The organism is Alteromonas sp. H02 (genome assembly GCF_059682525.1).
In genome coordinates, this window is the sequence record NZ_CM185021.1 from 4774487 (window position 1) to 4797479 (window position 22993).

Genomic DNA, 22993 nt, shown 5'->3' on the forward strand with positions numbered 1-22993 from the left:
TTTAAGGTAACTTTCAGGCTTCTTTGGCAAAGCCTCTGAAAACATACCCCAGTGCATCACAAGCACGTCCTACCGGACAGTCTTCTTTATGCACAATATCCAACCCTACCTTTACTGCTTTCTCTTTGCACACACTGCACTCACAAGCCGTGTTAAACGACTCATCACTGATAAACTGGCCAGCGTCGAGCAAATCCATAATGATGATCTTGAGATCTTCCCGAGAAACGTCCACTTTCGTCTCCTGCATATGATAAATTTCATGATTATTATAGGCTATGTTCTGCTAAATTGTTGCTACACTGTATATGAATACAGTTATTGAGGGTTGATCATGATCCCAGCACAATTTACAAAGCTTATAGCCGAGTTAGAACACTTAACAGATAGTCAAACCCGTTATGTTGAGAAGCTGCTGAAAGGCACTGATAGCGTCTCACAGTTGATAACAGAGCTTGAGGAGCGGATGGTTGAAAACCCTGAGTGCCCGCACTGTCATAGCTCACTGATCAATCGGCACGGCAAGGTAAACAAGATGCAGCGTTATCGCTGCAAGAACTGCGGCAAAACCTTTGTAGCGACAACGGCGACACCGCTAGCTCGACTAAGATACAAAGAGCTGTGGTTAGAATATATTCGCTGTATGCTGGACAGTAAGCCATTGCGTAAATGTGCCGAAGAATGTGGTCTCCACCTTGAAACATCGTTCAGGTGGCGGCATCGATTCTTGGCGCTACCATCAGCACTGAAGGCGAGCAAACTAGAAGGTATTATCGAGGCTGACGAAACACTTTTTCCCTACTCAGAGAAAGGCTCAAAACGGATGACTCGTCAGCCCCGTAAAAGAGGGGTGAAAGCGAAAAAACGAGGACGTTCAAAGGATGATTGGGTGCCAGTTTTAACGGTCAGAGACCGAGCTAAGAGTACGTATGAAGCCGTTGTGCCAAGTGTTACATCGGCAACTCTGCATCAGGAGCTAGCAGGAAAATTAGAGAAAGACAGTGTGTTATGTAGTGATGGCTATAAGCCCTACATAGCTCTTTCTGAGAAAAATGATTTAATACACAAGCGCTTAGACGTGGCGGGAGGTGTTAAGGTGATAGATAAAGTCTTTCACATTCAAAATGTTAACGCCTATCACAGCCGTCTGAAAGCGTGGATAAAACGGTTTCACGGAGTAGCCACAAAATACTTGGAACACTACCTGGGTTGGTTCAGGTTTATGGATAATCCAGAAAACCTTAACGAAAACAGGCTCTTTTCGATTCAACAACAGTTAATCCGAACATAGCCTTATTATATTTGCAGTGGTTAGAACAGGTGCATATTGATACAGATAATCGGGTATCGTCAGACAAACCCTGATTTATTAAACTTTAGTATAAAAAACTAAAAACTCTCAGAAAATCAACGCACCAACTGTTCACCGCCAGAGACGCGTCTGATTGTGACATCGACGAATATTTCCTGCTAACATAACTACAAATTTCCAGGTCAGATACGATTGTGAAAATACTTATTATTCCTGTAACGCCCTTTGCTCAGAACTGTTCTTTAATCTGGGACCCCGACACCATGAAAGGTGCTCTGGTCGACCCGGGCGGCGATGAAGATAAGCTTTATAAAGCGGTAAGTGAGCAACAGGTTACCATCGAAAAAATTATTCTCACCCATGGGCATCTCGACCATGTTGGCGGCACTACTGCCGTGGCTGCCCATTACAACGTGCCCATCATTGGCCCGCACATTGGCGACAAATTCTGGCTGGATGCCCTGATGCAACAGAGCCAGATGTTTGGCTTTCCACCTGCCCAGCCTTTCAGCCCTAACCAGTGGTTAACCGAGGACGATACCATTTCGGTGGGTAATCTGACGCTGGAAATTCTGCACTGTCCCGGGCATACACCTGGCCACGTTGCCCTGGTTGAGCGCAACAGCAACAAAGTGATTGTGGGCGATATTATTTTTGCCGGTTCAATTGGCCGTACTGACTTCCCTCAGGGCAACCACCAGCAATTAATTGAAGCTATACGTGAAAAGCTGTTCACACTACCAGATGAAATGACGGTATACCCGGGCCACGGCCCAACCACCAGCATAGGGCACGAACGCTCAACCAACCCATTTGTGGCAGACGCCAAATTTGGCTAACGTCTATCAGAAAACGCCGCTGTCAGCGGCTTCTTTCTTTTTACTAGCTTTACCAGGTGGCTTTAGCGTCGCTTTTACAGGCACGCCAGACAAACCCGATACCCACACTGTAGGTCACATCTTTCTCAAAAAGCGGACTGTTTTCATTCGCAGAACCACTGTTAAATTGCACCGATGTGGTTAAAAAGCCCCGCACGTTTTTAATCACCGGGAAAGCCAGTCCTGCTGACAACTCTGCGCCCAGGTAGCCACTTTGTGCATCGTATGCAGGCCTGACTGCAGTGGCATACTCTGACGTTACCTCATAGAAGTAATCCTGTAACTTTTCGGTGGCCCAGGTTGCGCTGAGAGCCAGGCTAAAACCGGTCTCAGGCAGGAAAACGCCCCGTTGCTGATAGGTCAGAGTCGGTTCGAAAACAAATCCTCTGGCATCAAATCCGCCAAAATCGGTAGAGAAGACAGCACGGGCCTGTAGACGGGCATTCAGGCGCGCGTTACCACCACCGCTAAAAGAAAAATCTTTAACTTTGTAGATCAGCTGTGGGCCAATCTCAACCAGATAGTCGAGCTCGGGCATGCCTTCACGAACGGTATTGTCATCACTGTCAGCAGCAAAAGCCCCGCCAAAACTCATATCGAGCTCCAGCCTGTCATTTTCGAGGAATACCGCTCTTGCTCCTCCTCTTCCGCCAACCCGAAAAATATCGCCGCGATAAATCACATAAGGCAATGCCAGTGCCACAAAATTGCGCTCTGATGAGGCCGGATAATTCGGTGACACTATCATGCCCCCGCCCACACCCGCTTCCCACAGGGGAAGTCGCTCATTCAGGCCCTCAAAACCGGTTAAATCACGATTCGGCGAGTCTTCGATAGCGGCATCCTCAGACGCGGCAAGACCTCCATTGCATAGCAACGTCAGCAAAATCAGCCCGCCAAGTTTATTAAAAAAATACATGGTGTAATCCTAAACAAGAAAAATACAGTCCATAAGACCGACCTTAATCTGGCATAAACCACTCTTTATACTCAGTAAATCGCGCCAGGGATGAAAAAATCACCAGAGAAAGGCAGCAAGTTACTAACCAATGGGAAATGCCGCATAATTAAGGCTTTTGCTCAAGGCAATATGCGCTATGATGCCATTACTTCAGACTAAAAATCTTTTCTGATGGGATTGCCGGACTTTATAAAACAATGGTTTCGCCCTGCCCCGCTCCCTGTGATTGCGGTAGGTACTGATATCGCCTCTTACCAACTGCTTGAATATCTCACGAACTCGCCTAAGTTTACCCCCCTGTACGTACTGAACGAAGAGCCATGGCATCACCGCACTTACATGTTTAATGCGCAATTGCGCTACGCCAGTGAGCTTATTGCTCTGGTTGAAAAGCATCAAATCAAAAGAGTCTATTGTGTCACGGCCCAAGACTACGCTAGGCTGGAGTGTGAGTACGCTAAGGCGTTATCGGTAAAAGACTGTGAGCTTTGTTTGCTGAGTAAAGGGGAGTTACCGCAACGCTAAAGTGCTCAGGTTCGAAATCAAAGGCTGACCGCTTTGAGCGAATTGCGGACATACTAAATAACTATCCTTAAGTGTAGATCACACTTTGAAGATAACTTACTGTGATTTCTGCGTCCAGATCAATCGCCAAAAAGAAATTACCGAGAACCACACTGAGCATGAAAAGAATATCATTAGATTGACCGAACTGGGCGACGCCGTTTAGAAAAAATTGTTCAAAGTAGTAAAGACTAACGCTTGAGTCGTCGAGAAAAGTCAGTGCTTTTAGTTCAAAAGGCCAATATCTTAAGCATGTTGCGGCACTGCTGAGTGCAGCGAGTTCATTGGTTAATAGCTGGTGCAAGTGGTATGAAGAATAGGGCATAGAAGGTTTAAAAGATTCGGAGCATGGCGAACCCGCTTAATTACCCGCGGACTCAATAGTTCAGATACTGTTCTTGTTGATTCCATGTACACCCCAAGATCTTGGTTATCAGCGCAGTCTCTGGAGTTCAGTATTACTGACGAAGGTGATTCATGAAAATACAGACATTCGTATACATAGCGCGACATTACGACGATGGATGCCAGAACTAGGCATTATTTGGCGCAGAGCAGCGCCTACCTTGTGAATTAGAGCCCCTCACAGGGAAGAGAAACTGGTCGCGATTAAAACGGAACTGGATATATACAGCTGATCATCCTGTGTTTTACGAGGACGAAGTGGATATTCATCTGAATCCGAAAATAAGGGCAGATTGGGGATTTAGAGGAAAACAACGGTTAGTTCCGACGCCAGGGCAAAATGAAAAATACTATCTGGCTGGAGCGTAAACCGCCGGAAAGGGTAAAGTACTTTATGTTGGCCGACAGTCAAAATGTTCAGAGTTATTTATCCGACTAATGGAACACCTGATAAAATCGTACCGGAAATCTAAAACCATTACACTGATAGTGGATAACTACATCATCCACAAAAGCAAGAAAACGCAAGCATGGCTGAAGCAGAACACCGAATCTACACTGTAGCCCTTGAGTGAACAAGATTGAAGAGCTAAGGCATGCTTTGCATGAAACCGTAACTCGCAATCATAAATGCACAGAAATGTGGCAGTTATTGCGAAAAGTACGGCGATTAATGGAAAACGCCGTCACCATTGCCCTGGCAATAAGCATGGACTGGCAAAGGTGTAGCAGAGTAGAGAGCATTTATTTATTACTTCAATTTACCCCGATGCGGCATTTTTTGTTTTTACATGAAAACTGTATTTCAACTTTAAAATGCAAATAGCCCTAAGGAAGATGCGAATAAGTCCTGAATGTGAGATCATAGCTGCATAGTGAATCACAGCCATTACCGCCCATGAGCCAACAGTTAACTTTTGCCGATAGTGAGTTTTCCAGCAAACGTCGCCAGACGAGAAAAGAGATTTTCTTATCCAGAATGGATAACCTGCTGCCGTGGTCTCAACTGCTGAAAGTGATTGAACCCTTTTATCCTAAAGCAGGCAATGGCAGACGTCCGTATGCGCTTGAGACCATGTTTCGCATTCATTGTATGCAGCAATGGTATAGCCTCGGTGATGAAGCGATGGAAGATGCGTTATATGAAATTGCTTCGATGCGTCAATTTGCGCAACTATCACTGGATAAAGCCATTCCTGACCGCACTACCATTATGAACTTCCGGCACTTGCTGGAAAAGCACAAGCTGACTCGCAAATTGTTCAAAACGGTCAACCAATGGCTTTCGGACTGCGGTGTGATGATGACGCAGGGCACACTGGTGGATGCCACGATTATTGAAGCACCCAGCTCCACTAAAAACAAAAAGAATGAACGTGACCCGGATATGCATCAGACCAAGAAAGGTAATGAGTGGTACTTCGGTATGAAAGCCCATATCGGTGTGGATGCCAAGAGCGGTCTGACTCATACGCTGGTGACCACCGCCGCCAACGAACATGACCTGAATCAGATGAAGAACCTGTTGCATGGCGATGAGGAATTCATCTCTGCCGATGCTGGATATCAAGGCGCAGAGAAGCGTGAAGAACTTAAAGAAAAGGATGTGGAATGGCTGATTGCTGAGCGTCCTGGAAAAGTTCGGGCACTGAAAAAGCATCCCCGCAAAAACAAAACGGCCATCAACATCGAATATTTAAAAGCCAGCATCCGAGCAAAAGTTGAGCACCCGTTTCGCATCATCAAATGCCAATTTGGTTTTATCAAAGCTCGCTATAAGGGACTGGTGAAAAACGACAGTCAATTGGCTATGTTATTCACTCTGGCGAACGTGTTTAAAGTTGACCAGATGTTGCGACGACAGCCAAGATCTGTCTAGAATCCGGGAATAGCCCGAAATAAGGCCAAAATCCTGCCTAAAACGGCGGCATATTGGCCTAAACTGCAAAATTAGAGTTTAAAAATTAGGCAGGTGATGCTGCGGCTTAACTAAGCGTTAAACTGCAGGACTTATTCGCAGTTTCCCTAAAATACGATAATCCCGATTTACAAAGGATGCGGGTATCATCTGGACTCAGTTTGATTTTCAAATGCCAGTATGCTAGGTTGGACTGAGAAATGCTTTTCCGATGGGATTCGGGATATTAAATTTAGAACAAGGAGTTGAAAAAGTGAATATTGCGTTTAATATTTTTCCAAATTATTTGATCAAAATAATATTCTTTTTTTTCTTAGGTTCAAGCTCAGCAATCGCAATAGTTCCGAGCACAGTGGAACCAGAAAATGTCATAATTTGTCATGGCTGTAATTCGGCTGAAAGATATTCTCTCGCTTACCAAAAAGCTCAAGAGATTGGAATAAGCACTTGGGACCCTTTAACCTCAACTGATCCAGAATCTACATTTATATTTATTTTTGACTTTGAAACTGAAGAAGTCGATGCGTTTTATGTGAGCGGAAATTACGATCTTGCGAATCAGCGCCCTATAACAGTAGCAGAACAACCACGTAGTTACATTCCCGCTTCTGTAACCAATGGTTGGTATCAGTTTTCTAATGAATTCAAAGTTGCGTTTCAAAGCGTTTCCGATATGTATATAGATGGTGACGGATTTGAATTTCTTGCAAATGCAACATATAGGGATCAGGTTTATAACACGGTTAGAAATAATTTAGATACTTCGTTTACTGGAGTATTCATTGGAATGGGATCGGCAGTACAAGTGATTGGAAATGTTACAAATTTTGTTCCTAATCATTCTACATTAACCACGCTAACGTTAAACTTTTCTAATGGCGTATCTCTGAAAATAGGACTTAATGTTGACGGAAATCTAACGCTAATCGACATTCTTGCACTTAACTATGATTACATTTCAGATACAGCTATATTTACGGATGCAGATGGGACGCAAATCCCACTTATAGACAGTCCAGACGATGTAATATTAGATTATACGATTAGCGCAAATCAAACCGTATATGAAGGTATTATTAGTAATTACGATAGAAACGGTTTTACTATCAGTGGTGGGTTTGGTTCTGGAGGACTAAGTTTTAGTAATGGTACTTATTCCTGTAATGTTGTCCGAGAGGAAACTGGGGAAACGGACGAAGACAACTTACCAATATATATTTATGTATTTTCATGCTAAATGTCTTCTATATAAAATTATTCCGTTTAAATTTAATACGTGCTAGTCGCTGCATTACTCTAACGTCAGGATAACTGTATGACAAAACTGTATGAGTTTTTTTTAGTTATTTGGGCTGCTTTTGGTTTGGTTTTCATTATCACTGCCATATCGATTTCACGTTCTTTTTTTAGCTTTGTATTGTATGGCCAAATTGCCGCGGGTGTGGCAATGGTGCTTTTTTCATTTTTCACAATCAAAGCGCAAAAAACACGTAACAAGTTTTTTATGAACGTATCTTATATTTTAGCATTGATTCCATGCGTCCTACCTGTGTTCTGGATTGTTAACTATTTTTACTTCAATCACTCAAATAAAGATAACAAGTGTATCACTCATGGTTAACGAGCCAGATTCATTTGGGATTAGGCTACTAAGCTTTGAGACGGAAAATTCTTTGCCTCAAGATCCGATGTACGAACACAGGAGATGCACAAGCAGCCACCAAAGCTTAAACTTCAATAGATTCAGATACTTCTAAAACATCGTTTACCTTGGTTCCTAAGTAGCGGATAGTGCTCTTTAATTTTTATGGCCAAGCAAAATTTGTACTACCCGAGGGTTTATAGTCCTCTTATAAATCAGATAACATTTGGTTCTGCGCATTGGGGGGATGCTGTTGAGCGATGTGTCCAGTCCAAGTTTTTCAGTCCATCCGTGAAAAATGCGATTATATTGTCTGGTTGGTATATGCTCAGCGACTTATATACACGACTTAGAAGGATAGCCAGATCAGGGCAAGATCACGAACATAAATTAGCAAAATGAGTTGCCATTCAGCATAAAACATGGACGAATAAGGCTGTCTGTGATCTTATACTCTCTTTTGCGGAGAGAGTCATGGATACAGGGGCATTTGAACGATTTTTTTGGTGATTTAGAAGATCCTCGTCAGTCAGCTAAGGTTGCACATTTATTCTCAGATATTTTATTTCTGCTGGTCTGCGCATCTATCGCAGGTGCCAAGGGCTGGGAAGAGATTGAAGACTTTGGTGATTTGCACTTCAAGTGGCTCACCGACAAAGGTTTGTTCAAGAATGGTTTACCAGTGCATGACACCATCGCTCGTGTGATATCCAGAGTAGATACAGACCAATTATAGCGTTGTTTTATTGATTGGATGAAGTCCGTGACTGAATTGTCAGATGGCGAACTGATAGCCATAGACGGAAAGCGACTTTGTGGCTCATACAACCGTGAAGACCGGCAATCAGCTATCCACATGGTGAACGCCTTTGCCACCGAAAACAACGTGGTACTAGGCCAGGTCAAAACACAAAGCAAGTCGAATGAAGTGAAGGCGATTCCCGCGTTATTTCAGCTTTTAGACATCACGGGTTGCTTCATATCAATTGATGCTATGGGTTGCCAGACTGCGATTGCTGAACGAATTGTCGATAGCGGCGGCTATTATCTACTTGCCCTGAAAGGGAATCAACAATACCTGTTTAATGCTATGAAAAACTGAGGCGACAACTATCCTGACACAGGTGGCTATTGGAAAAATTGATGAGTCAGATTTTGCTGACTTGCTTTATTCCCAATATATTTTTGAACAAAACTCAGATCTCTGAAGTTTATCTTCGATTACCACTCTTTCGTGGTAATTGCTGATGACCGCTCCTTACCAAAAGGCGCTCCCGCAGTGCTCTCTAATGACTTATGTGGGCGAAGTTCTGATTAGTATGTTTTCAAATATCGAGCGATTCAGCAATATCTAGAGCATCATCAACTTCGATCTCCAAGTACCTCACGGTGCTCTCAAGCTTTTTATGACCGAGTAGCAACTGAACAACGCGTAGATTCTTCGTCTTTTTATAAATCAGGTAAGCCTTAATCCTTCGCATGGTATGCGTGCTGTAAAGCGTGGGATCGAGACCTATTTTTTCAATCCAGTCGTGGAATATGCGGTTATATTGCCTGGTGCAGATGTGCTCTCCTGGGACTTTTGCTGATGGGAACAAATAACTGCTGTAATTGAGTAAGCGATCAATTTAGACCGTCTTCCCCAGACAGAACCACTCCGTAAAATAGTCCCCGTAGATTTTACTTACGGAGATTTAATTGATGGCAACAAAAAGACGTACACGCGAGCAATGGCAGGAATTGATTGATAAGCAAGCTGAAAGCGAACTGTCGGTCAGTGAATTTTGTACGCACCATGATTTAACGGTATCAAATTTCTATTTGTGGCGTAAAAAACTGAGCGATGATAGTCAATCGCTTGCGCAGCAAGATAACTGGCTTGCCTTTGATATGCCAGCAAGTGCGAACCAGAGCGCAGGCTCTGTCTGGGAGATTGAACTGGCATTACCCGGTGGTGTGGTGCTGCGGATGAACCGGGCTGCCTGATGTTACCCTTATCCAATGGGCGTATTTGGCTGTATACCGGAAATACGGATATGCGCAAACAGTTTGATGGGCTGGCGGCACTGGTACAGGGCAAACTGGGGATGCAAGCGCATTGTGGTGACTGGTTTGTGTTTATCAATAAGCGCCGCACCCAGCTCAAGGTGTTGTATTACTACCAGGGCGGTTATTGTTTGTGGAGTAAACGGTTAGAAAAAGGCACCTTCGCCAAAGTGACTGACGGCAAAGCAAAAACCTCTCTCAACAGTGCCCAGTTACAGTGTTTGATTGATGGCATTTACTGGCAAAAAGACAAACAAAACAGGCGATTTAATTGACTGATTTTGTTATAATTTACGCCATGAAAACGCCTTCGAATAACACCTCAAAAGATGCACAAATTGCGGCTTTATCAGATGAAGTTGCACAATTAAAGCATCAACTGGACTGGCTTAAACGCCAGTTGTTCGGGCGTAAGTCTGAAAAGGTGTTAGTGGATAATCCGGCGCAGAGCAGTTTGTTTGATGAGGGTGAGACACACGCCTTACCGGCAGACACCAAACCGGTGAAGGCCCATACCCGTTCCTCACAAAAGCAACGTCGCGACTCGGATGTGAATGATGACGGCCTACGCTTTGATGAGACGGTGCCTCAGCTGATTATTGATGTGCCTGCGCCTGAGTTACAGGGGGCGGATGCCGACCAGTATGATGTCGTGGATATCAAAGAAACCCGTCGCTTAGCACAACAGCCCGGCAGTTATGTGGTACTGGTGTATCGTCGTCAGGTCGTGCGTCATAAAACCACGCAAACCCTTAAGGATACCCCAGCCCCCATCAATGTACTGGAAGGCTGTTACTGCGATGTCTCACTACTCGCTGGGCTGATGGTGGATAAAGCGGTATATCACTTACCGCTTCACCGCCAACATCAACGGATGCTTGATAGCGGTATCACCCTTAGCCGGGCTACCTTAATCAACTGGATACAACAAGGCATTGAGCTGCTTCGGCCCATCGCCAAGGCCCAGTGGCAGCACATTCTGCAAAGCAAAATCCTGATGATGGATGAAGTGCCCATTAAAGCCGGGCGTACCAAAGGGGCTGGCCGAAAACCGGGGCAAATGAAACAAACCTACTTCTGGCCCCTATACGGTGACAATGATGAGGTGGCGTTTACCTGGAGTCACAGCCGGGGCATGTTGCACGCCAAAGCACAGTTACAGGACTTTACCGGTACCTTGCTCACAGATGGCTATGCCGCTTACACCAAAACGGTTGAACAATTAAATCAACACGAACAAAAGATAGTGCACGCTGCCTGTTGGGTACACATGCGCAGAGGCTTTGAAAAAGCCCTCGACAGTGAGCCGCAAACAGCGCAACAGGCACTGGATATTATCGCTGCGCTCTACCGGCATGAAAAACACATCCGGGATAAGCAATCAGACCTGGCTGATATCCATACCTACCGGCAACAACACAGCGAACCCTTAGTCACTGAGTTCTTCCGGTGGGTCTACCAACAACGCCAGCGCACCGATTTACTGCCCAAATCCCCCTTCGCCAAGGCGCTTCACTATGCGCATGAGCGGGAGAGCCAACTCAAGGTGTTCCTGAGTAACCCGGCGTTACCCCTGGATACCAATCATCTGGAACGGGCACTGCGGGTTATTCCCATGGGCAGAAAAAACTATTTGTTCTGCTGGTCCGAACTCGGGGCTGAACAACTGGGCATATTACAAAGCCTGATGGTGACTTGCCGCCTGCAAGGCGTCAATCCCTACCATTATCTGGTGGATGTATTGCAGCGTGTCGCACTGCATCCGGCCAAAGACGTACTCGACCTGACGCCAAGAGTCTGGAAAGAGAAATTCGCGGACAAAAAATTGACGAGCGTATTAGATAAAATGGGGTAGTCCGGGTCTATATTGATCGCTTACGTAATTGAGGCTCTTAAAATTGATCCAGTCCAGCACAGATTTTCTCGTGCCCTCAGTAATTTCGAACTGAACCGGAGAGCCTGTTTTTTGCTGTGTCACAAGTGCGCGCCGCATTACCACGCCTCCCGACATGACATCCGATACGAGCAGCTTGACCAAATCACAGCCGCGAAGTTTACTGTCCAGAGCCATATTGAATAATGCTAAGTCGCGTTTGTTGTCTTCTATTTCCAATCTGATTCTGATCCCCCATATGTGAGAGATCTTGAGCGGTCGCTTCTGTCCAATATTTCGGTGTTTGTTCCAAGGTTTGCTAGCGGCTGTCATAGCGACCTCCCGGCAATTAATAATTTGTAGTATGGGCCGGAAGTCCCGAAACAGGCAGTTGTGACGTTCTTTTCTCTCGAATAAGCTGTAAACTAAACACCACTTATTTGTACCTGTGTGCCTGATTTTCTTATCTTAGAATCAGAGGTATACTAGCTGTCATATTGTTAGAGGTGTTTATGAATACAAAGATTGAAATATACGGCGTGACAGCTGTTAAGCGCCCTAAAATCGCCGCCAGCAAGAAACTTGATTTGACCGGTGAGTCTGGGCAGCAAATTGTGAAGTCTGAAACTAAGCTGGTTTTAAGAACACATAAGCGTACGTTTGAAAAACTCGCTGATATGTAATGGATCTCATTTTCTTCCCCTTTGAACGCGTGATAGAGATTAACGTGTTCATTCTCGAAAACGAACCAGGCATGAAGGGCGCTGCTGATATCAACAAACTTCAGGGTGCCTTAGGCAGAATTGCTAATGCTATTGCCTATTCAGGCTTAGATGACGTTTTCGAAATCGCTGCAAAATATGCCGCATCAATTGCACTTTCTCATTCACTTCCAGATGCTAACAAGCGTACCGGTCTGGCCGTTGCGCTCGAGTATTTGTCGCTCAATGATTTTGAGTTAACAGCTGACAATGATCTCTTCGCAGATGCGATAAGAGACTTAGTCATTGGAAAAATTGATGAGTCAGATTTTGCTGACTTGCTTTATTCCCAATATATTTTCGAACAAAACTTAGAACTCTGAAGTTTATCTTTGCTTACTAGTCATTCGCGGTTTTTGCCGAAACGACCGCTTTTGACCATTTTCAGCCTCGGCAGTGGCTGTTTAGGACTTCAATGAGCGATCAGCCGTTAACCCTGCTAAGCTTGTTCGTAGTGTTCGTTGTCTTCCAGCACATTTTGATTCATGGAGTCGCAGGGTCGCGGACAACAGGGACGCCCCACCACTTTGGCCGGTACACCTACCACCGTAACATGAGGCGGTACATCGTTAAGCACAACACTGCCTGCGCCCACTTTTGAACCTTCGCCAATTTCGATATTGCCCAGTACCTTAGCACCAGAGCCGAGCATAACGCCCTGACGAATCTTAGGATGACGGTCGCCACTCTCGTTACCTGTACCGCCAAGCGTAACGTTTTGCAGAATCGACACGTTATCTTCAATGACTGCCGTTTCGCCTACCACAATACCGGTGGCATGGTCGAACATTACGCCCTTTCCAATGGTGGCCGCAGGGTGAATATCCACGGCAAACGTTTCTGAGTTACGGCTTTGTAAAAACAATGCCAGCTGGTGCCGCCCCTGTTGCCACAAATAGTGCGCCATCCGGTGTACCTGCACCGCCTGAAACCCTTTAAAGTGCACCAGCACGTTGAGGTAATTGGTGACGGCCGGATCACGCGTGTAGATGGCACGGATATCTTCGATAGCTGACTCAACGATGGCCGGCTCCAGCAAATAGGCTTCGTCCAGAATTTCTCTGATAGTCAGCGCGGGCATGACATCGTCGGCCATTTTGTTCGACAAAATAAAGCTCAGCGAAGACTCAAAGTTATGATGGGTTAAAATGCAGGCATGAATAAAACTCGCTAACAGCGGTTCTTCATCGACAATTTGCCGCGCTTCTTTTTTTAGCTGCAGCCAAAAATCAGCGGTATCGGTCAGTGCATGCATGGGCATTCCTAATTAATTTGCTGTGCGGGTAAAGTTGAACAAGAGTAAACCAGCCAACGCGCGTAGCGGTAACATAATGGTTTATGGCGTCAATTCAAGAGGCAACCCGAAAAAATTGCGATAGCCGGAGAGTTCAGCGCGATCTGCGACACCGGAAGGTCAATCATATCTTATATCTGACCAGACTTCGCCAGGATCACTTTCATTATGATTGCTACGGGCAATAATCCGCCATTATTGTGCAAGCGCGGTTTAACGCAGTAGGCTTTAATGGCATACTTTGCTTTTTATGGCCTGAATAAAAATACAGGTGTTTTTGTATTGTTATGGATGTTTCTGAGTTACTCGACGAATTAAACGATAAACAGCGCGATGCCGTGGCTGCGCCGCTGTCTAACATGCTGGTACTGGCGGGTGCCGGTAGTGGTAAAACCCGTGTGCTGGTGCACCGCATTGCGTGGTTAATGCAGGTAGAGAATATCGCCCCTTACAGTATTCTGGCGGTAACCTTCACCAATAAGGCGGCGCGGGAAATGCGCGGCCGAATTGAGCATGTGATGGGGCGGCCGTTAAATACCATGTGGATAGGCACCTTTCATGGCCTGGCGCACCGTTTGTTGCGCGCCCACTACGCGGAAGCCAATCTGCCGGAAAACTTTCAAATCCTCGACTCAGACGATCAGTACCGATTGGTTCGGCGAGTGCTTAAGGCCATGAACCTGGATGAAAAACACTGGGCGCCGCGGCAAATCCAGTGGTATATCAACGGCAATAAAGATGAAGGTCTGCGCCCCCAGCACATTGAAACCCACGGCGATCATACCCAGCAAAAGATGCGCGATATCTATGCCGCGTATCAGGAAGCCTGCGACCGTTCCGGACTGGTAGACTTTGCCGAGCTGTTGCTGCGCGCCCACGAATTATGGATTAAGAATCCCGATGTGCTGGCCCATTACCAGCGCCGCTTCCGCGCCGTGCTGGTAGACGAATTTCAGGATACCAACAATATCCAGTACGCCTGGTTACGCCTGCTGTGTAACCAGGACAACAACATTATGATTGTGGGTGACGACGACCAATCTATTTACGGCTGGCGTGGCGCGAATGTAGATAACATACAGCACTTCCTGAAGGACTTCGACGGCGCTTCAACTATTCGCCTGGAACAGAATTACCGGTCTACCGCGACCATACTTAAAGCCGCTAACACGGTTATCGATAATAACCAGGGCCGTCTGGGTAAAGAATTGTGGACCGACGGCGACGATGGCGAGCCGATTTCGATTTATGCCGGTTTTAACGATCTCGATGAAGCGCGCTTTATCGTGGCGCAGATTTCCGACTGGCATAACCAGGGTAATCAGTTAAAAGAAGTGGCCATTTTGTATCGCAACAACGCTCAGTCGCGGGTATTGGAAGAAGCCTTGCTGCATCAGAGCCTGCCCTACCGCATTTACGGCGGTCTGCGCTTCTTCGAACGGCAGGAAATTAAAGATGCGCTGGGCTATATGCGCCTGGTTAATCACGCTCACGACGACGCCGCGTTTGAACGGGTGGTGAATACGCCCAGTCGCGGTTTGGGTGAACGCACGCTGGCCACCATTCGTGAGCAAACCCGTTTGCAGGATTGCTCTATGTGGCAGGCCAGCTTACAGTTATTGCAGGATGGCAGCCTGAAAGGCCGTGCCGCCAATGCCCTGAATGCCTTTATTGAGCTTATCAATAAACTGGCCGATGAATTTGAGGGCCAGCCACTTGAAGAACAAGCCAACAAAGCGATTAACCAGTCCGGGCTCTACGCCATGTATCAGGCTGAAAAGGGCGAAAAAGCCCAGGCCCGACTGGAAAACTTAGAGGAACTGGTCACCGCCTGTAAGCAGTTTGTGATCCCCGAAGAAGCTGATGAAATGACCCCACTGCAGGCCTTCCTTGCCCACGCTTCACTGGAAGCCGGTGAGACCCAGGCCAGTGGCGATCAGGATGCGGTGCAGTTAATGACCATTCACACTGCTAAAGGTCTGGAATTCCCGCTGGTATTTATTGCCGGAGTCGAAGAAGGCATGTTCCCGAGTCAGATGACCAACGACGAGCCCGGCCGCATGGAAGAAGAGCGCCGCCTGTGTTACGTAGGTATGACCCGGGCGATGAAAAAACTGTACATGACCTACGCCGAAATGCGCCGGGTATACGGGCAGGAAAAATATCACACCGCTTCACGGTTTTTACGGGAAATTCCCAGCGAATGTGTGGAAGAAATCCGCCTGACGTCTACAGTATCAAGACCGGTCACCAGTCGTTTCAGCAATGCGGCTTCTCATGAGCGGATGGAGCAAAGTGGTTTTTCACTGGGTCAGCGGGTTAAACACCGCAAGTTTGGTGAAGGCGTAGTGCTAAACTATGAGGGTAGCGGCGATCATGCCCGGGTTCAGGTAAACTTTGACGAATTCGGCAGCAAATGGCTGGTACTGAGTTTTGCTAAACTAGAGGTGATATAGGGTTCATAAATGCAGCAGAAGGTGCTGATAATTGAAGATTATGCGAGTAGCATCAGCCTGCTGACCAAGTTGGTTGAAATGGCGCAATTAAAGCCGGTACTCGCGACTTCGCTGACTGCTGCGAAACACATCTTTATCAACAGCGACCCGGAAGATTTTCTCTGTGCAATTGTCGACTATGACCTGCCGGACGCCCCCAACGGCGAGGCTATCGACTTCGCCGTCAAAAGTTACCTGCCGACCATTGTTACCACAGCCAGACTCGACGAGGATATTCGTAAAGCCGTGCTGTCGCGGGATGTAGTAGATTATATCCCGAAAGAAAACGCGCAGATATTTGACTACCTCATGCGCCTGATTGGCCGGCTGGAAAAAAACAAAACTACCGGTGTGCTGGTGATTAACCCTAAGCGAAGTGAGCGCAACGCTATGGCAGCCCTATTGCGCCGACATAACTTTATTACCTACGAATGCGCCACCGCCGCTCAGGCCGAGACTCTCCTCGATGAACACAGTCACATAAAGCTGGTGTTTGTCGACAGCGATATTCAGGATAAGCCGCCTACCCAGTTTGTTGCCTGGTTGCGCAAACAATACAGCAAGGAAGATCTGGCGATTATTGGTATCGCTAATGATCGCAACAACCTGCTATCGGCGCGTTTTATTAAAAGCGGTGCCAACGACTTTGTACGCAAGCCATATCACCTGGAGGAGTTCCTTTGCCGGGTAAATCAGAACATAGAACTATTGGAAAATGTGGAAACTATCAGGCGCACGGCAAATACTGACTACCTCACAGGTTTACCTAACCGCCGACACTTTTTTTATACCGTTAATAAAATGCAGCGCAATCAGCCAGCGAATCAGGCGCTGGCGTTACTGGATTTGGACTTTTTTAAAGCCATCAATGATACCCATGGTCATGACGCCGGTGATGAAGTGCTCAAAGTGGTCGCTAACCGCCTAGCGGTAATGTGTGCTGATGTGATTATTGCTCGCTTTGGCGGTGAGGAGTTTTGCCTGTATTTGCCCGACACCACTCCTCACCAGGCGTTAACCCGACTTGAAAAAATTCGCCGTAACATCAATGAACATCCCATTCAGTTCGGCGAACTGACTTTAAAGGTAACCGTCAGCATCGGCCTTACCACACGAAGTGATCATAATATTCAGGCAATGCTCACCACCGCCGACAAGCTGCTTTATCAGGCCAAGCACAATGGTCGTAACCGAGTGGAACATGATGCACCTCCTGCCGATTAATACCAAGAACCTGCTTTGCGATTATCAGTCAAGGATGTTTCATGCGAGCTTTGGTCGTCAGATTGTGATATGTAGTTAGTCCTATAAAGACAATCAAAAGCTATTTAACGCTTCCATAATCTGCACATCGCTAACAGTAAGGTGTCCGACGGCTATGCCGTGAAATCTATTGACTTGTAAGGCTTCTGCTCATAAGAACCCCGAACCCACCCTCAGCTAGGTTTGCGTTAATACTTGTAAATGCCTTATCAGATATTGGCGGCCATCACGCAGAAGGGCGCTGGCATTACCTGGGCGTTTCCATCGTTTACACAGCTTGCCATCGATCACTGGCCTTGCTCGGAAGGTTGATGAATGATTCAGCGGATATGCGTTCTCAAAACCTGACCGCCAACACAATATTCATTCCTGACGATATCAAGGTTGTTCGCATAAGTACTTCTGAATGACCTGCCGGGTGGGAAGCAACACCATATACTCAGTATACACAAAAAATTGCGTACAGACTGGCACAGAAACAGTGAATCTGCGGTAATCCCGGTGCCATCATGCCTATGCGATGATGAATATAATTTTATTATGAATTCAGATCATCCCGATCTGACCAAGATAAAAGTAGTAGACAGTAAGCCCTTTATTTATCCCGACAGATTAGCCCTAAAGCTCTGATTTAAAATTAAAGCCATCGATTTTTTCTTGCAAACTTTGTCGCGCAGTTTCCGGACATGCCCCAAAAGGATGAGACAGCATATTCCTCATAGGATGCTTTTCTGTAAGGCTTTCTCAATGGCAGTGATGCCATATTAGTTACCAAGCTACACTGCACCAACCGGTCGTTCGCAAAATATCCGTCAATGACTTGCTCGAATTTTAACCAGTCTGTATGCTTTAAGTTCATTTTTGTTATTGCAGTTTAATAACGGAAGTCACACTGACGAAGGAAAGCAATAATGAAAACCCTCATAGTATGGATGTTAGCCCTGTTGCTAAGTGCTGCAACACTTTCGGGATGCACTGAAAAGCCGAACCAAGCCTCCACGCAGGGCTCCCCTGCAGAAGCAGACACCGACGCCAGCGTTACATTCACGCCACCACCGGGCTGGACAGAAAACGTCAAGGGGCCACTAACCATTTATACCCCTAAAGAGGGCGATGCCAACGTTGTTATCGCAGCCATTAATGATGCCCTGAATGAAGAAGATGCGGCGCAGCAAGTCTGGACAATGTTCGACCCCGATTTTTCTCGGGATATCAGGGTAAATTCTCCGGACAATATTTATGGTGGTTGGCAACGAATACGGAGTATCGAGTATGTTACTTCGCCCAGTGAGCAACAACTGATTTACGCCACAACGTTTCAAAGTGATGGGCATTGGCAGGTTGTTATCGTCGCGGGCAGTAACGCCACACTCTATAAACGCTGGGCTGAATATAATGAGTTTATTCAGAGTTTTGTAAAAGCGGATTACGTTGCGGAAGATCTGAGTGCTCGTCAGGCAAAACAGTTAACCGATAATGATATTACCGAACTGTTGACGTTTGCTGAAAAAGCGTCCGTGAGCCTGAAGATTCCAGGAGCAGGCATAGCCCTGGTACAAAATGGGAAAGTCATTTACAGCGGCGGTATTGGGGTCGAGGACATCAATACCAAAGCCCCGGTCACCAAAGATTCTGAATTTATGATTGCCTCTAACACTAAAGGCATGACAACCCTGTTGTTAGCCAAACTGGTAGAGCTGGGCAAAATAGGTTGGGATGATCAGGTAATCAGCCATTATCCACAATTTGAGCTGGGAGATAAAACCACCACAGAAAGTGTATTAATAAAACACCTGGTCTGTGCCTGCACCGGACTGCCTCGTAAAGACTACCCCTGGTTATTTAAAAATACACCCGACACGCCTGTTACAGTCACTTTCGAAGATTTGGCGAGTACCGCACCCACCAGTGATTTCGGCGAGATCTTTCAATATAACAATCAGATGGCTGCGGCGGCCGGGTATATTGCAGGCCATGTTCTCTACCCTGAAATGGAACTCGGTGAAGCTTACGACAAAGCCATGCAAGAATTGATTTTTGCACCTCTTGATATGCAAAACACAACGTTTTCTTTTAAAGAGGCTTATAGCCAAGGCATTGCTTCACCACATGCCCTGGATATAGATGGCGAGATTATTATATTAGAGCAATCAACCACTGCAGGCTTTAATCATCTTGTTATGCCTTACCGTCCTGCAGGCGCAGCATGGTCTACATCCGCAGATATGATCAAATATGTTTTTAATGAACTGTCTGGCGGCGTAACGCCAGATGGCACCCGATTGTTTGCAAAGGAACCTTTGCTGAAGCGTAGAGAGCCATTTGTTAAGACTGGCGCGAATGAAAGTTATGGAATGGGCTTATCCAATGAGACAACCGGAGGCATTGATATTGTGTTACATGGCGGCAGTTTGTTCGGCTACAAGTCGAATTTTTTTGCTATTCCGGGCGCACAAACCGGCGCAGTGGTATTGACCAATTCTGATGAAGGCTACTCTCTGCTGCAGCCATTTTTAAGAAAACTAATTGAAATTTTATATGACGCCGAACCGTTAGCCCAAAGTCAGGTGGATGTTGCAGCCGAAAGTAATCAACTTTACCTCGATACGTTCCGAAGCGAATTTACGTACCCTGCGTCTGAAGAAACTATTAACCAACTGGCAGATACTTATATAAGCGACGACCTCGGTGAACTGAAAATTGTAAAAGTTGACGAAAAAGTATTTCTCGACTCGGGCATGTGGACCGCGGAAGTGGCAACCAAAGTAAGTGAAGATGGCAGTAATTTGTTATTCGTGATCGCACCTGAATTGTTGGGTTTAGAACTCGTTATTGGTGAAGAATCAGGGGTTAGCGTGTTAACCCTTTCTGATGGTCAACACGACTACAAATTTCGGGCAGTGTCACCATAACAATGTGATACTCAGTCGTAATAGCGTTGAATAACCAGAGAGAAGCAATACCCCGCGTCATCAACTGTCTACCTCGATGGAGCACAAGCCATTCCTCGCCTGTGGCTGAACAATGATGATGCTACATTCAGCGCCAGCGCACAGGATTTATAATCTTCCCGCAGTAACGACAACCGTCGTTACTGCCGTTTCCAACGTCTGCACTATGCCGCCCGTAGTGCTTTACGCTGCTGCCGGTAGGTCTTCAGTGAGTCGAGGAAAAATAACATCAGGCCTCACCACACGAAGTGATCATAATATTCAGGCAATGCTCACCACCGCCGACAAACTGCTCTATCAGGCCAAACACAATGGCCGTAACAGAGTGGTACACGATGCTATCTAAAGTACGTCATGTTCCTATCCTCAACTTTATTGGCTGAGCAACTTTACTGGCTGAGCAACTTTAGTTGCATTGTATAAATATTGTACGATAGTCTTAAGGTATCTGCTTTCGCCTGCCTTTTTTGACGATCGAGATTTTCATAACTATCCCTGTCGGATTGTTATCACTCAAGACAAAAGGAATGTTGCATGTCTCGTATCTCACTTATAAGTTCCCTATTTATTGTATTAACGCTAACTGCCTGCAGTAAGCCCGAGCAACTGCTGACAAAAGAAGTCCAGGACAGCGTTACCGAAAGTGAACAAAGCGCAACGGCAGAAGTCGGGCAGTGGGGTATCGATCTGGCCGAAATGAATACCACAGTTCGCCCTGGCAGTAACTTTAACCAGTACGTAAATGGCAAGTGGCTCGATACCCTTGAAATACCGTCAGATCAATCCGATTACGGGATTTTCATAGCGTTACGGGAGCGTTCAACAGAACAGGTTAAAAACATCATTGAGTCACTTCGGGAGGAAAGTGCGGCTCCCGGATCGCTGGTGCAAAAAGTAGGTAGTTATTACAGCACCTGGATGAATATAGAAGCACTGAACGATAAAGGTACAACCCCATTAACGCCCTGGTTAGAAGACATTAACTCACTCAAAAGCAGCCAGGATTTAGTCAAATTAGTTGGCTCGCTGCACTTCGATTCGCCCATCGGTTTTGGCATTTTGCCGGACCCGGCTGATACCACAAAGTACACCGCTTTTATTGGCCAGGCAGGGTTGGGATTACCCGATCGCGACTATTATCTGAAGGACGACGAAAAATTTGTCGCTTATCAGCAGGCATATAAAGACTACATGGCTAAGATGATGACTCTGGCCGGGATCAGTGATGCAGAAGTCAAAGCGCAAAGCATTTATCAGATAGAACATGAACTGGCAAAAATACACTGGAGTCGCGAAGACAGCCGCGATATCCAGAAAATCTATAATCCAATGACCCCAGCCGAGCTGGTTGAGTTGGCCCCTGAATTTGACTGGCCAACCATGTTTAAACAACTTGGTATGGACAGTATTGAAAGTTTCATCGTCGCACAGCCCGATGCCATTCAGGCGTAGGGCAAATTGTTGACAGAAATCCCTCTGGAGCGCTGGAAAGAATATTTCACTTTTCATTTTATCGACGCCAATGCCCCTTATCTCACCGCAGAATTAGATCAGACCCGCTTTGCATTTTATTCCACTACACTGCGAGGCGTACCAGAACAACGGGAACGCTGGAAACGCGGCTCAGATTTGGTCAACCGTAACCTCGGGGAAGCCGTGGGTAAAATTTATGTCGATCGGCATTTCCCACCAGCGGCCAAAGAACAGATGGACGAACTGGTCGCCAATCTGCGCAGTGCCTTTGAAGCGCGGATCAAAGAAAACCACTGGATGGATGAAGAAACCAAACAGCAGGCATTGTAAAACTCAGTACCTTTGAGCCCCGCATAGGGTATACCGAGAAATGGACCGACTATGACAAGCTGAAAATTGTTGATGGAGATATGGTAGGTAACGCAGCCCGTATAGCCGAATTTAACTGGCAACAGGATGTCGACCGACTGGGACGCCCGGTGGACCGCCAGCAATGGCCTTACCCTCCTCAAACAGTGAATGCCTCTTATAATCCATTAATGAACCAGATCACTTTTCCTGCAGGTATTCTGCAACCGCCCTTTTTTTGATATGAATGCTGACCCGGCGGTGAATTATGGCGCAATTGGTGCCGTTATAGGGCATGAAATTTGCCACGGCTTCGATGATCAGGGTCGTCGGTTTGACGAGCAAGGCCGCATCCGCGACTGGTGGACAGAAACCGCAGACGAAAATTTCAAACAACGCTCCGATAAACTGGTTGCACAATACGATACCTTTTCACCATTAGAAGGCCTGAATGTGAATGGCCGCCTGACGCTGGGCGAAAACATTGGCGATTTGGGCGGTTTGGAAATGGCCTATTCGGCGTATCAGTTGTACAAAGAAAAACACGGCGAGCCAGAAGTGCTCGACGGCTTTACCGGTGATCAACGATTTTTTATGGCCTGGGCTCAGGTTTGGCGCGAGAAAATACGGGATGATGCATTACGCGAACAACTACTCTCCGATCCGCACAGCCCTGCGCAATACCGTATTAATGGTGTAGTCAGAAACATGGACGCTTGGTACACCGCATTTAATGTGACAGAAGATGACCTGATGTACCTGCCTCCCGAAGAGCGCGTATCTATCTGGTAGAACCCCACCCGCAGCTT

22 protein-coding genes and 3 pseudogenes are annotated in these 22993 nt (G+C 46.4%); 20 read left to right on the plus strand and 5 right to left on the minus strand.

From position 1 onward, the window contains the following. Nucleotides 1-13 precede the first annotated feature (13 nt). On the minus strand, nt 14-235 hold the full coding sequence (locus tag AC566Q_RS22070; protein WP_123323448.1) for a hypothetical protein: 222 nt from the start codon (nt 233-235) through the stop codon (nt 14-16). Nucleotides 236-334: 99 nt separating this feature from the next. Between AC566Q_RS22070 and AC566Q_RS22075 the strand changes: the two genes are divergently transcribed. Further along, nucleotides 335-1291 carry an IS1595-like element ISAma5 family transposase gene (locus tag AC566Q_RS22075; protein WP_499610992.1) on the plus strand — a complete coding sequence of 319 codons (957 nt, stop codon included), beginning with the start codon at nt 335-337 and terminating at the stop codon, nt 1289-1291. Nucleotides 1292-1506: 215 nt separating this feature from the next. After that, nucleotides 1507-2151, plus strand: a complete 645-nt coding sequence (locus tag AC566Q_RS22080) for an MBL fold metallo-hydrolase (protein ID WP_499610995.1) — start codon at nt 1507-1509, stop codon at nt 2149-2151. Nucleotides 2152-2200: 49 nt separating this feature from the next. On the opposite strand, the gene AC566Q_RS22085 is transcribed toward AC566Q_RS22080, so the two are convergent. Further along, nucleotides 2201-3109 (minus strand): MipA/OmpV family protein, encoded by a 909-nt coding sequence (locus AC566Q_RS22085; RefSeq protein WP_499610998.1) that lies wholly within the window; start codon nt 3107-3109, stop codon nt 2201-2203. 213 nt (nt 3110-3322) lie between these two features. Here AC566Q_RS22085 and AC566Q_RS22090 point away from each other — a divergent pair, with 213 nt between their 5' ends. From AC566Q_RS22090 to AC566Q_RS22115, 6 genes and pseudogenes are all read left to right on the plus strand, one after another. After that, nucleotides 3323-3676, plus strand: a complete 354-nt coding sequence (locus AC566Q_RS22090) for a hypothetical protein (protein ID WP_499611001.1) — start codon at nt 3323-3325, stop codon at nt 3674-3676. Nucleotides 3677-3853: 177 nt separating this feature from the next. Next, a pseudogene (locus AC566Q_RS22095) lies at nt 3854-4849 on the plus strand (IS630 family transposase). Nucleotides 4850-5018: 169 nt separating this feature from the next. Then, entirely contained in the window at nt 5019-5999 is a 981-nt protein-coding gene (locus AC566Q_RS22100) for an IS5 family transposase (RefSeq protein WP_499611003.1), read from the plus strand. 292 nt (nt 6000-6291) lie between these two features. Beyond that, complete coding sequence (locus tag AC566Q_RS22105; protein ID WP_499611006.1) at nt 6292-7275, plus strand: hypothetical protein; 984 nt, start codon at nt 6292-6294, stop codon at nt 7273-7275. A 78-nt stretch (nt 7276-7353) separates the two neighbouring features. Beyond that, entirely contained in the window at nt 7354-7659 is a 306-nt protein-coding gene (locus AC566Q_RS22110; RefSeq protein ID WP_499611009.1) for a hypothetical protein, read from the plus strand. Between the two features lie 499 nt (nt 7660-8158). Then, nucleotides 8159-8776 (plus strand): annotated as a pseudogene (locus AC566Q_RS22115) (ISAs1 family transposase); the annotation flags it as partial. A 229-nt stretch (nt 8777-9005) separates the two neighbouring features. Here the strand turns inward: AC566Q_RS22115 and AC566Q_RS22120 are convergent. Next, nucleotides 9006-9278, minus strand: coding sequence for a tyrosine-type recombinase/integrase (locus AC566Q_RS22120; RefSeq protein ID WP_499611012.1), 273 nt, complete (start codon nt 9276-9278; stop codon nt 9006-9008). A 103-nt stretch (nt 9279-9381) separates the two neighbouring features. On the opposite strand from AC566Q_RS22120, the gene tnpA reads away from it, so the two are divergent. Genes tnpA through tnpC form a run of 3 tightly spaced genes read left to right on the plus strand, consistent with a single transcriptional unit; the run spans nt 9382 to nt 11581 of the window. Beyond that, nucleotides 9382-9666 carry an IS66 family insertion sequence element accessory protein TnpA gene (gene tnpA, locus AC566Q_RS22125; RefSeq protein WP_499611014.1) on the plus strand — a complete coding sequence of 95 codons (285 nt, stop codon included), beginning with the start codon at nt 9382-9384 and terminating at the stop codon, nt 9664-9666. Beyond that, the gene (gene tnpB / locus AC566Q_RS22130; RefSeq protein WP_499611017.1) at nt 9666-10001 is read left to right on the plus strand and encodes an IS66 family insertion sequence element accessory protein TnpB; all 336 of its coding nucleotides are present in this window, start codon (nt 9666-9668) and stop codon (nt 9999-10001) included. Before tnpA ends, tnpB begins: the two co-directional genes overlap by 1 nt. 23 nt (nt 10002-10024) lie before the next feature. Beyond that, a complete protein-coding gene (tnpC, locus tag AC566Q_RS22135; protein ID WP_499617592.1) occupies nt 10025-11581 on the plus strand; it encodes an IS66 family transposase in 1557 nt (518 codons plus the stop codon). On the opposite strand, the gene AC566Q_RS22140 is transcribed toward tnpC, so the two are convergent. Beyond that, a complete protein-coding gene (locus tag AC566Q_RS22140) occupies nt 11564-11932 on the minus strand; it encodes a site-specific integrase (RefSeq protein ID WP_499611020.1) in 369 nt (122 codons plus the stop codon). The genes tnpC and AC566Q_RS22140 overlap by 18 nt on opposite strands. 179 nt (nt 11933-12111) lie before the next feature. Here AC566Q_RS22140 and AC566Q_RS22145 point away from each other — a divergent pair, with 179 nt between their 5' ends. Both AC566Q_RS22145 and AC566Q_RS22150 read left to right on the plus strand, forming a co-directional pair. Further along, nucleotides 12112-12282 carry an acetyltransferase gene (locus AC566Q_RS22145; protein WP_499611023.1) on the plus strand — a complete coding sequence of 57 codons (171 nt, stop codon included), beginning with the start codon at nt 12112-12114 and terminating at the stop codon, nt 12280-12282. After that, on the plus strand, nt 12282-12683 hold the full coding sequence (locus tag AC566Q_RS22150) for a type II toxin-antitoxin system death-on-curing family toxin (protein ID WP_499611025.1): 402 nt from the start codon (nt 12282-12284) through the stop codon (nt 12681-12683). Before AC566Q_RS22145 ends, AC566Q_RS22150 begins: the two co-directional genes overlap by 1 nt. 116 nt (nt 12684-12799) lie before the next feature. Here AC566Q_RS22150 and cysE read toward each other — a convergent pair whose 3' ends face one another. Further along, entirely contained in the window at nt 12800-13615 is an 816-nt protein-coding gene (cysE, locus tag AC566Q_RS22155) for a serine O-acetyltransferase (protein WP_499611031.1), read from the minus strand. 326 nt (nt 13616-13941) lie between these two features. On the opposite strand from cysE, the gene uvrD reads away from it, so the two are divergent. The 7 genes and pseudogenes from uvrD (at nt 13942) to AC566Q_RS22190 (ending at nt 22976) form a co-directional block, all read left to right on the plus strand. Then, nucleotides 13942-16110: a DNA helicase II gene (gene uvrD / locus AC566Q_RS22160; RefSeq protein WP_499611034.1), complete on the plus strand. Its 2169-nt coding sequence runs from the start codon at nt 13942-13944 to the stop codon at nt 16108-16110. A 9-nt stretch (nt 16111-16119) separates the two neighbouring features. After that, nucleotides 16120-17373, plus strand: coding sequence for a GGDEF domain-containing response regulator (locus AC566Q_RS22165; RefSeq protein ID WP_499611037.1), 1254 nt, complete (start codon nt 16120-16122; stop codon nt 17371-17373). Nucleotides 17374-18323: 950 nt separating this feature from the next. Continuing rightward, the gene (locus tag AC566Q_RS22170; protein WP_499611040.1) at nt 18324-20324 is read left to right on the plus strand and encodes a serine hydrolase domain-containing protein; all 2001 of its coding nucleotides are present in this window, start codon (nt 18324-18326) and stop codon (nt 20322-20324) included. Between the two features lie 247 nt (nt 20325-20571). After that, a complete protein-coding gene (locus AC566Q_RS22175) occupies nt 20572-20709 on the plus strand; it encodes a hypothetical protein (protein WP_499611043.1) in 138 nt (45 codons plus the stop codon). Nucleotides 20710-21059: 350 nt separating this feature from the next. Next, a pseudogene (locus tag AC566Q_RS22180) lies at nt 21060-22166 on the plus strand (M13 family metallopeptidase). Nucleotides 22167-22246: 80 nt separating this feature from the next. After that, nucleotides 22247-22426: a hypothetical protein gene (locus AC566Q_RS22185; protein WP_499611046.1), complete on the plus strand. Its 180-nt coding sequence runs from the start codon at nt 22247-22249 to the stop codon at nt 22424-22426. 1 nt (nt 22427) lies between these two features. Next, a complete protein-coding gene (locus AC566Q_RS22190) occupies nt 22428-22976 on the plus strand; it encodes a M13-type metalloendopeptidase (protein WP_499611049.1) in 549 nt (182 codons plus the stop codon). The last annotated feature ends 17 nt before the right edge of the window (nt 22977-22993 follow it).

Bases quoted from the DNA above. Each gene is read 5' to 3' on its own strand.
- AC566Q_RS22075 (WP_499610992.1), top strand. From the start codon at position 335: ATGATCCCAGCACAATTTACAAAGCTTATAGCCGAGTTAGAACACTTA.
- AC566Q_RS22085 (WP_499610998.1), bottom strand. From the start codon at position 3,109: ATGTATTTTTTTAATAAACTTGGCGGGCTGATTTTGCTGACGTTGCTA.
- AC566Q_RS22090 (WP_499611001.1), top strand. From the start codon at position 3,323: ATGGGATTGCCGGACTTTATAAAACAATGGTTTCGCCCTGCCCCGCTC.
- AC566Q_RS22100 (WP_499611003.1), top strand. From the start codon at position 5,019: ATGAGCCAACAGTTAACTTTTGCCGATAGTGAGTTTTCCAGCAAACGT.
- AC566Q_RS22110 (WP_499611009.1), top strand. From the start codon at position 7,354: ATGACAAAACTGTATGAGTTTTTTTTAGTTATTTGGGCTGCTTTTGGT.
- tnpA (WP_499611014.1), top strand. From the start codon at position 9,382: ATGGCAACAAAAAGACGTACACGCGAGCAATGGCAGGAATTGATTGAT.
- tnpB (WP_499611017.1), top strand. From the start codon at position 9,666: ATGTTACCCTTATCCAATGGGCGTATTTGGCTGTATACCGGAAATACG.
- tnpC (WP_499617592.1), top strand. From the start codon at position 10,025: ATGAAAACGCCTTCGAATAACACCTCAAAAGATGCACAAATTGCGGCT.
- AC566Q_RS22140 (WP_499611020.1), bottom strand. From the start codon at position 11,932: ATGACAGCCGCTAGCAAACCTTGGAACAAACACCGAAATATTGGACAG.
- AC566Q_RS22145 (WP_499611023.1), top strand. From the start codon at position 12,112: ATGAATACAAAGATTGAAATATACGGCGTGACAGCTGTTAAGCGCCCT.
- AC566Q_RS22150 (WP_499611025.1), top strand. From the start codon at position 12,282: ATGGATCTCATTTTCTTCCCCTTTGAACGCGTGATAGAGATTAACGTG.
- cysE (WP_499611031.1), bottom strand. From the start codon at position 13,615: ATGCATGCACTGACCGATACCGCTGATTTTTGGCTGCAGCTAAAAAAA.
- uvrD (WP_499611034.1), top strand. From the start codon at position 13,942: ATGGATGTTTCTGAGTTACTCGACGAATTAAACGATAAACAGCGCGAT.
- AC566Q_RS22165 (WP_499611037.1), top strand. From the start codon at position 16,120: ATGCAGCAGAAGGTGCTGATAATTGAAGATTATGCGAGTAGCATCAGC.
- AC566Q_RS22170 (WP_499611040.1), top strand. From the start codon at position 18,324: ATGAAAACCCTCATAGTATGGATGTTAGCCCTGTTGCTAAGTGCTGCA.
- AC566Q_RS22185 (WP_499611046.1), top strand. From the start codon at position 22,247: ATGGTAGGTAACGCAGCCCGTATAGCCGAATTTAACTGGCAACAGGAT.
- AC566Q_RS22190 (WP_499611049.1), top strand. From the start codon at position 22,428: ATGAATGCTGACCCGGCGGTGAATTATGGCGCAATTGGTGCCGTTATA.